A 7,008-nucleotide genomic window follows, 5' to 3' on the forward strand; every position below is an offset into this window, starting at 1 on the left:
ATTGGCGACCACCTTTTCGTCAAGCGAAAGAAGAAAAAGGGAGCGTGACAGCCATTGAAGCCTAACCTCAGGAGAAAACTGCTCGGTTTCGTTCTTGCTTTCCTTCTTTGTTTCCTTGGATCTGCTGATCCTGTCCAATCTTTTGCTTCATTGCCTGATGAGCTTAGGTTGATTTCCGGTCAGCAGTCCCGCCTGGATGTTGCCATGCCCGTTCAAGCACTCGCTTCAGTAGATCGTCCGGATGTCGTGCAACTCAACGGCTCCAGCGAATCGCAGCTTCAAGTATCATTGAAGCATCCGCTGCACTTAAATCCTCAGCAAAGCGGAAAAGCTGAAGTTACACTGAAATTATTCGGTAAAATTCCTCTGAAGACTGTACATGTCAAAGTGATGCCTGAACTCAAGGTAATCCCGGGTGGTCAAACCATCGGTGTCAAAGTGAAATCCTCTGGAATTCTCGTGGTTGGTCATCACCTGGTACGTGTTCAAAACGGTGCCAAAGTGTCACCCGGAGAAGCAGCAGGTTTAAAACTTGGCGATCTGCTTACGACGATGGATGGCAAGCCGCTCAATGACGTAACTAAGGTTGCAGATCTCGTGGAGAAGGCGGGCAAAGCCAAGCGGCCACTGGATATCTCTTTTAAGCGGGGCGGTAAAGAAATGAAGACCAAGCTGAGTCCAGCTTATGACCAGGAAGATCAAAGCTGGCGCCTTGGCCTCTATATCCGTGATTCTGCCGCAGGTGTAGGCACCTTGACCTTCTATGCACCCCACCAGAAAGTCTATGGCGCCCTGGGCCATGTCATCACCGATATGAATACTCAAACCCCTATTGAGGTTGGAAGTGGCCAGATCGTTCAGTCTAACGTCACGTCCATTAGCCGTAGTGAAGAAGGCGAGCCGGGAGAAAAACGGGCAACCTTCACGAAGGACGGCAAGATTTTGGGCAACGTCGAGCGTAACACCCACTTTGGCATTTTTGGTAAAATGAATGATCTGCCGGATCACGGGCTTTATCAGGAGCCGATACCGGTTGCCATGTCTCATGAGGTTCAGGAAGGCCCAGCCGAGATTTTGACCGTTGTTGAAGGTCAGGAAGTCGAACGCTTTACAGTTGAGATTGTTCATGTGTCCAAACAGGACGTTCCGGCAACGAAAGGGCTTGTGCTGCGCATTACGGACCCAAGGCTGCTCAAGAAGACAGGCGGTATCGTACAGGGCATGAGCGGCAGTCCAATCGTCCAAGACGGTAAGCTGATTGGAGCTGTAACCCACGTGTTTGTGAATGATCCCAAATCGGGATATGGATGCTTTATTGAATGGATGCTTCAGGATTCCGGTGTACTACAATCTACAGAGTCAACTCCTCAAAATCTTAAGGCAGGTTAATGCCTTGAGATTTTTTGTCGTAAAAGAACGAAATACAGATTAATTTGAAACAAAATATTTAATTATAAATCAACTTCAAAAAAAAATAAAGAAAAATAATTTTCGACAGAAGGAATTTAAATAAGCATGTCGAAAACTTTAAACACAAGAAAATAGTTCTAAACTAATCACTGATCTGATAAAGGAGGAGCACGAATTGCAAAAGATCGAAGTATTATTGGCAGATGACAACCGTGAGTTTACAAACCTGCTTGGTGAATACATTTCGGATCAACAAGACATGGTGGTATCCGGAATCGCTTATAATGGCGAAGAAGTATTGAACATGATTGAGGAATCAGGAAAAGCACCAGATGTGCTAATCCTTGATATTATTATGCCTCATCTGGATGGACTTGGCGTACTTGAGCGTTTACGCGATATGAACCTGTCTCCACAGCCGAAAGTCATTATGCTCACGGCATTTGGTCAGGAGAATATTACTCAGCGTGCTGTGCAATTGGGTGCCTCTTATTATATTCTGAAGCCGTTTGATATGGAGGTTCTGGCTAGCCGCATTCGCCAGCTGGTTGGATCGCCAAGCAATATCTCGTCCAGCACGCCGTTTTCAAGCATGAAATCCAATGTGGTTCCTATGGGCAAGGGCAAGAATTTGGATGCGAATATCACATCGATTATTCACGAAATTGGCGTTCCTGCTCATATCAAAGGTTACCAATATTTGCGGGAAGCGATTACCATGGTATACAACAATATCGAAATTTTGGGTGCGATAACCAAAACACTGTATCCGGCAATTGCCGAGAAGTTCAAAACAACGCCTTCCCGAGTGGAGCGTGCCATCCGTCACGCTATTGAAGTGGCCTGGACGCGCGGCAATATCGATTCCATCAGCCATCTGTTTGGTTATACGATCAACATCAGCAAATCCAAACCAACAAACAGCGAGTTCATCGCGATGGTGGCAGACAAGCTGAGAATCGAGCATAAGGTTTCTTGAAAGGGTAAGGACTAACATTGAAATCACTCCTTTATTGGTTGCGAATGAGTAACCTGTGAAGGAGTGATTTTATTTTTTGTAAAAAAGAAACCAGCCGTTGATTCGGCTGGTTTCTTCTCGCTATATGCTCCTCATTCTTAATGCTCGGGATCCTATCCCCCTCACAGATAATACATTTTGAACTCGATATCTTGTTCATGGTTGCCGAATTTTTTGCCGAATATCGTGGCTCCTCCAACGTGCTCCGCGTCTGGCTTTACTTCAATTCGAAAGGTCCAACGGTCACAAGTGGTATCCAGATCGTTCACAGAGACAGGGGAGAGCGGGTCGCCATCAATGTACGTGCCATGACTTGTAATCCGGATCGTTTTCAGTAGTCCATATTGGTTGATGTTGTGCGGCCACCACTCAGGTGTATATTTCCCTCGTGTATCTGCGAAATCCCCGGGGCTTGTCCACGTACCGAGTTCAATCCCATTTAATGAGAACGTAATATCCGAAGGCCAAACATCGTTGGAAAAAGGAAATTCCGACGACAGCTCCAAGCTGATCTCGAACTGCTGCAGCTTCTCGTCCTTCTGAAGAAAGTTAGCGATATTGTACTGGATAAACCCTTCGGTAAACCATAGAATCTCTGCATCAACCCGCTTCGGATCCATAAAATACTTAGGCTCATCCACCCTTCCGATAAACTCCTTTTCAGTCGCAAGGCCGCAGGTAGGCTTCAGATCATAATCCGTGTAATGGCCGATAGGCACCGAAGCTTCATAGGAAGCAAAAGAATGAAAAATTTTTTTGGGGAAATTGATTTCGATATGATCCACTTTCAGTATTGAAATTTTTTGCTGTCCGGATTTTCCGGGGATTTTCTCCGTGCGTATAATCCCCGCATCTTCCAGTTTTTTAATATGCTTTGTCACAATCGGACTGCTAATTTGAAGTTCTTGAGCCAAATCCTTGATATTCATTTTGTTTTTGGAGAGCAGCTGAATTATCTTGATTCGAACTTCGCTGGCCAACGCCTCATAAACCACAAGCGATGACTTGTCTATTTCCAATTGCATATGACCACTTCTTTCAAAAAAGTTTTCATGAACCAAGATGAACAAAGATCATTAACTAATAAGCATCATACCATAGGCAAGGTTAACCTGTATATAAATCACCTCTTTTATAGAAACAAAATTTCAAGTATATGATTAACATAATAGTTAATTAAATATAAAATTATTATATTAGATTTATATTTAAGTTATTGACACCGCTTTCAGAGCGAGTGTATACTGAACCAAAGTTAATCGTTTCCATTTCTCTGACAGGTAATGATTAACCAAATGATTAGTAATAGGAGGAGAGTTTGTTGAAGAAAAAAATGGGGGTTTCACTGATACTTGTATGGTTAGCCGTAGCAGTTCTAGGGGGATGTGGAAACGGAGACAAAAACACCATCACCTTCTGGACGCCTTTGACAGGTGATGACGGAGCTTACATGGATCAGCTCGTAAAGGACTATAATGCAACAAATCCCGAGTATAAAGTGAAACATGTGATTACTTCGGATATGTATACCAAGATATCCACGGTTCTGAACTCCGGCAAGGGCGTACCGGATTTGTCCATTATTCATGCCGACCGGGTGCCGAGCTTTGTGAAGCAAGGCGTACTTGAACCCATGACAACGGTTATGCAAGCGCAACCAGAACTGAAAGAAGACAATTATTTGCCACAAGCCTGGGCAACCGGAAATGTGGAGGGTACCCAATATACTGTGCCTCTCGATATTCATAGCAATGCGATGTATTACAACAAGAACCTGCTCAAAAAATACAATGTCGAAAGTTTTCTCGATGACGATGTCGTTACCATTGATGAAATATTATCCCTGCAAGGAAAGTTAGATGAAGGCGACTATGTGGTCAACGATGCATTGTTAGGCTGGGTTGTGTTGGCTCAGATTCAGAATCTGGGCGGCGGTATCGAGCAAGACGGCAAGCCGGCCGTAAACACAGAAGCCATGAAGCAGGCCCTGACCGAGATTAAGAAGATATCGGATGCGGGGTTAATGACTCCGTTCGGCGAAGACGGATACTTGATGTTCCAAGCTGGAAACGTTTTATTTTCTACAGACGGCACATGGAGTTCGACGGCACATGCCAGCGTGGAAGGATTGGATTTTGGCGTAACCAACATCTATTCGACCAGTGCAGATACATTCACGAACCGTGCCTCCTCACACTTATTCTCCATGCTGAAGAACGAGAAGAGAACGGATGAAAAAGAACAAGCCATCGGCCAGTTCCTCGAATTCATTCGGGAACATTCCATAGAGTGGGCAAAGGCGGGACAGATCGTGGCCAGTAAACAAGTCATTGAGAGCCCTGATTACGACAGCTACATCCAGTCGTTCTTCACTTCTAACGATAAGGAGATCGAATCGTTGTACATCTACACCTATGAATACTATCCGTATGTGGCAGAAGCCGTAGATACCTATGCAGGGGATATCGTAAGAGGAAATGTCGATATCGACGAAACTTTGGTGACAATGCAAAAGTTTGTAGAGGATAAAATAGCCGAGGGCAATAGCGGCGCGAAATAACAGGCAGGGAATCTGAACCGAACCGATTGAAAAAAAGAAACGTGTCGTTGGATCCAAGACACATTTCTTCTCCAAAGGAGACATGAAAGGGTATGAATAAGAAGTCGTTGACGCCTTTTTTCTTTGTAGGTCCCCATCTGATTTTATTTATCGTATTTATCCTGCTGCCGACCATTTACGGGATATATGCATCGTTTACGCAATGGAATTTGATCAATGATCCCGTGTGGGTTGGGCTTGCCAACTATAAAACAATTCTGTTCAACACGGAGTCCACGTTCTATAGCCAGTTTATGAATGGTCTGAAAAACACGCTGATTTTCGTTGTGCTGAGCGTGCCTGTATTAATCATCATCCCTTTAATGATTGCTGTTTCACTTGAGCATAAAAAAGTGAAAATGAAAAATGTCATCCAGTCCATTCTCTATATACCCGGACTCATCTCGATTTCCGCGGCGGCACTTATTTGGTCCTTAATATTTAATAAGCAGCTTGGAATCACGAATAATATCTTCGGTTCGGAAACTGTCTGGGCGGCAAATCAACCCTACGCTTGGCTCATTATCATTGTCATTACGATATGGGGCGGCGTGGGTGGAAACATGATTATCTACCGCGCCTCCATAAGCGGCGTATCCAAGGATTTGTACGAATCAGCAGAAATGGACGGAGCAGGACCGGTCCGCAGGTTTTCGAGCATTACGCTGCCGTCGATTCGTTTTCCGCTGATCTATACCTTTGTTATGACAACGGCCGGAGCCTTCAACGTATTCGGTCAACCGCTCATGATGACGGACGGGGGACCAAGGCAGAGCACAACGGTATTGATGATGTACATTCGGCAGCTGGCTTTCGGTCATGGAGAATCGATTGCTGGTATGGCTTCCGCAATGGCAGTGCTGCTGGGATTAGTCATACTTGTGATCTCAGCTCTTCAATACTATGTCATGAACCGAAACGCTTCATAGATGGCAAGTCATGCTTGCAAGCAACGGAAACGATAAAGGTAGGTGTACTGTGCAATGTCGAACCCGGTATTAAATGAAACCGATATGAAGAATCCAAGGCTTGGTCCATCCGGTCCGAAGAAGGCTGCATCTCATATAAGCATCTCAAAATATATAGCTTACACATTTCTGATTGTGCTGTGTATCATATGGGCAATTCCCGTCATTTTTGGTATTACCACGTCTTTTCGCTCGCAAGCTGAAGTGGTGTCCAGCGGTTTCAGATTGCTGCCCGTCAACTGGATTTTCGATAATTATGTTACCATTCTGCAGAACACGTCGACGGCCCCTATTTTACGCTGGCTGATGAACTCGGTGTTCATTGCAACCCTGCATACACTGCTGGTGATTGTGGTCATTTCACTTACTGGTTATGGATATTCACGCATGAAGTTTAAAGGCAGAGATGCATTGTTCTTTACTTTGCTGGGTATCTCCTTTTTTCCTGGCGTGGTTAATCTCATCCCGTCTTACAAAATCATCGATGCGCTGGGCTGGGTGAACACGTCATGGGCGATGATTATTCCGGGGTTGGCGGGCATGGGTAACATTTTTCTGGTTCGGCAATTTATGATGGGCGTTCCCAAGGATCTGGATGAATCGGCTCGTGTTGATGGTGCGGGAGATTTTAAAATCTATTACTCTATCATCTTGCCGCTTATGAAGCCGGTATTGATTGTGTGCGGGTTGTTTTCCTTCACAGGGTCCTGGAATGATTTTCTCTGGCCTGTCATCGTATATACGGATGTGGAGAAAATGCCGGTCACCGCAGGTCTATTGCTGCTGCAGGACATATACGGCAATTATCGCATGATCGGCCAATTAATGGGCTCTGCCATTCTAGCGATCATTCCGACGCTGCTGTTGTTCCTGTTTGCCCAGAAATACTTTGTGCAGTCTATTAACTTAAACGCCGGTATCAAGGGTTAGATAGAATACAAATAAAATAATAAGGTATAGGAGTCGTCACCATGTCTGAATTATATATGAGCATTTTGCATAATTCGAAAATT

The 7,008-nt window shown here is 44.7% G+C and carries 6 protein-coding genes; 5 read left to right on the plus strand and 1 reads right to left on the minus strand.

The annotated features are described in order from the left end of the window. Positions 1-54 precede the first annotated feature (54 nt). Positions 55-1,389 (plus strand): SpoIVB peptidase, encoded by a 1,335-nt coding sequence (spoIVB, locus tag PVOR_RS11705; protein WP_006209383.1) that lies wholly within the window; start codon positions 55-57, stop codon positions 1,387-1,389. 196 nt (positions 1,390-1,585) lie between these two features. Next, complete coding sequence (gene spo0A / locus PVOR_RS11710) at positions 1,586-2,389, plus strand: sporulation transcription factor Spo0A (protein WP_006209384.1); 804 nt, start codon at positions 1,586-1,588, stop codon at positions 2,387-2,389. 161 nt (positions 2,390-2,550) lie between these two features. Here the strand turns inward: spo0A and PVOR_RS11715 are convergent, their stop codons facing one another. After that, positions 2,551-3,453, minus strand: coding sequence for an ArsR/SmtB family transcription factor (locus PVOR_RS11715; RefSeq protein ID WP_006209385.1), 903 nt, complete (start codon positions 3,451-3,453; stop codon positions 2,551-2,553). A gap of 293 nt (positions 3,454-3,746) precedes the next feature. Here PVOR_RS11715 and PVOR_RS11720 point away from each other — a divergent pair, with 293 nt between their 5' ends. The 3 genes from PVOR_RS11720 to PVOR_RS11730 all read left to right on the plus strand — a co-directional run bounded on the left by PVOR_RS11720 (position 3,747) and on the right by PVOR_RS11730 (position 6,925). Beyond that, entirely contained in the window at positions 3,747-4,988 is a 1,242-nt protein-coding gene (locus PVOR_RS11720) for an extracellular solute-binding protein (protein ID WP_036636775.1), read from the plus strand. 92 nt (positions 4,989-5,080) lie between these two features. Then, positions 5,081-5,956: a carbohydrate ABC transporter permease gene (locus tag PVOR_RS11725; RefSeq protein WP_006209387.1), complete on the plus strand. Its 876-nt coding sequence runs from the start codon at positions 5,081-5,083 to the stop codon at positions 5,954-5,956. Between the two features lie 54 nt (positions 5,957-6,010). Then, entirely contained in the window at positions 6,011-6,925 is a 915-nt protein-coding gene (locus tag PVOR_RS11730; RefSeq protein WP_006209388.1) for a carbohydrate ABC transporter permease, read from the plus strand. The last annotated feature ends 83 nt before the right edge of the window (positions 6,926-7,008 follow it).

This window comes from Paenibacillus vortex V453 (assembly GCF_000193415.1).
In the GTDB taxonomy this organism is placed as follows: Bacteria; Bacillota; Bacilli; order Paenibacillales; family Paenibacillaceae; genus Paenibacillus_AQ; species Paenibacillus_AQ glucanolyticus.

What these genes read in the sequence shown, in the direction of transcription:
- PVOR_RS11730 (WP_006209388.1), top strand. Translation starts at nt 6,011, where the DNA reads ATGTCGAACCCGGTATTAAATGAAACCGATATGAAGAATCCAAGGCTT.
- PVOR_RS11715 (WP_006209385.1), bottom strand. Translation starts at nt 3,453, where the DNA reads ATGCAATTGGAAATAGACAAGTCATCGCTTGTGGTTTATGAGGCGTTG.
- PVOR_RS11725 (WP_006209387.1), top strand. Translation starts at nt 5,081, where the DNA reads ATGAATAAGAAGTCGTTGACGCCTTTTTTCTTTGTAGGTCCCCATCTG.